Source organism: Limosilactobacillus reuteri (genome assembly GCF_002254085.1).
Taxonomy (GTDB): domain Bacteria; phylum Bacillota; class Bacilli; order Lactobacillales; family Lactobacillaceae; genus Limosilactobacillus; species Limosilactobacillus reuteri_K.
Genome location: NZ_NGPY01000043.1, coordinates 1 through 1,734, shown reverse-complemented (window position 1 = coordinate 1,734; position 1,734 = coordinate 1). Strand labels below are relative to the sequence as shown.

Sequence of the window (1,734 nt, the reverse complement as noted above, 5' to 3'; positions counted from 1 at the left end):
GCGCTGGTTGGGGCGGTCGGTGGCGCGCTGGTTGATGGGCTCGGTGAGGCACTCGTTGAGGCACTTGTTGAGGCGCTCGTTGAGGCACTTGTTGACGCACTGGTTGATGCGCTTGTTGACGCGCTCGTTGACGCACTTGTTGATGCACTTGTTGAGGCGCTCGTTGAAGCGCTCGTTGACGCACTAGTCGAGGCGCTGGTTGAGGCACTCGTTGATGCACTAGTTGAGGCGCTGGTTGACGCACTCGTTGATGCACTCGTGCTTGCGCTCGTCGAGGCGCTCGTTGACGCACTCGTTGATGCGCTGGTTGACGCGCTCGTTGACGCACTTGTTGAGGCACTAGTTGAGGCGCTGGTTGAGGCACTCGTTGATGCACTAGTTGAGGCACTAGTCGAGGCACTTACTGAGGCACTCGTTGACGCACTTACTGAGGCACTCGTTGACGCACTTGTTGACGCACTTGTTGACGCGCTCGTCGATGCACTCGTTGACGCACTGGTTGACGCGCTCGTGCTTGCGCTCGTCGAGGCACTCGTTGACGCACTGGTTGATGCACTTACTGAGGCGCTCGTTGACGCACTTGTTGATGCACTGGTTGACGCACTCGTGCTTGCGCTCGTCGAGGCGCTAGTTGAAGCGCTCGTTGACGCACTAGTCGAGGCACTTACTGACGCACTCGTTGACGCACTTGTTGACGCACTTGTTGAAGCGCTCGTCGATGCACTGGTTGAGGCACTCGTTGAGGCGCTAGTTGATGCACTTACTGAGGCACTCGTTGACGCACTTGTTGACGCACTAGTCGAGGCGCTTGTTGACGCACTTGTTGACGCACTTGTTGAGGCGCTCGTCGATGCACTGGTTGACGCGCTCGTTGACGCACTAGTTGATGCACTTACTGAGGCACTCGTTGACGCACTCGTTGACGCACTTGTTGATGCACTGGTTGACGCGCTCGTCGATGCACTTGTTGATGCACTCGTTGACGCGCTCGTCGATGCACTCGTTGATGCGCTCGTTGACGCACTCGTTGCGGCGCTGGTTGAAGCGCTTGTTGACGCACTGGTTGAAGCGCTCGTTGACGCACTTGTTGATGCACTTACTGACGCACTCGTTGATGCACTGGTTGACGCGCTCGTCGATGCACTTGTTGATGCACTCGTTGACGCGCTCGTTGATGCACTCGTTGAGGCACTTGTTGACGCACTTGTTGATGCACTTACTGACGCACTCGTTGATGCACTAGTTGAGGCACTCGTCGAGGCACTAGTTGAAGCGCTCGTCGAGGCGCTCGTTGATGCACTCGTGCTTGCGCTCGTGCTTGCGCTGGTCGAGGCGCTCGTTGACGCACTCGTTGATGCGCTGGTTGAGGCACTAGTTGAGGCACTCGTTGATGCACTAGTTGAGGCGCTGGTTGACGCACTAGTTGACGCACTCGTTGATGCACTCGTGCTTGCGCTCGTCGAGGCGCTCGTTGACGCACTCGTTGATGCGCTGGTTGACGCGCTCGTTGACGCACTTGTTGAGGCGCTTGTTGAGGCACTCGTTGATGCACTAGTTGAGGCACTAGTCGAGGCACTTACTGAGGCACTCGTTGACGCACTTACTGAGGCGCTCGTCGATGCACTCGTTGATGCGCTCGTTGACGCACTTGTTGAGGCGCTTGTTGAGGCACTCGTTGATGCACTCGTTGATGCACTAGTCGCAGCGCTCCGCCGTGCACCCCTCTGGGTCTCG

At 57.5% G+C, this 1,734-nt stretch carries 1 protein-coding gene; it reads left to right on the top strand.

Features of this window, described 5'->3' with window-relative positions; all coding sequences use genetic code 11:
- Positions 1–1,734 (top strand): hypothetical protein (locus CBG10_RS11065; protein WP_263851600.1); only part of this gene is annotated, 1,734 nt, incomplete at both ends.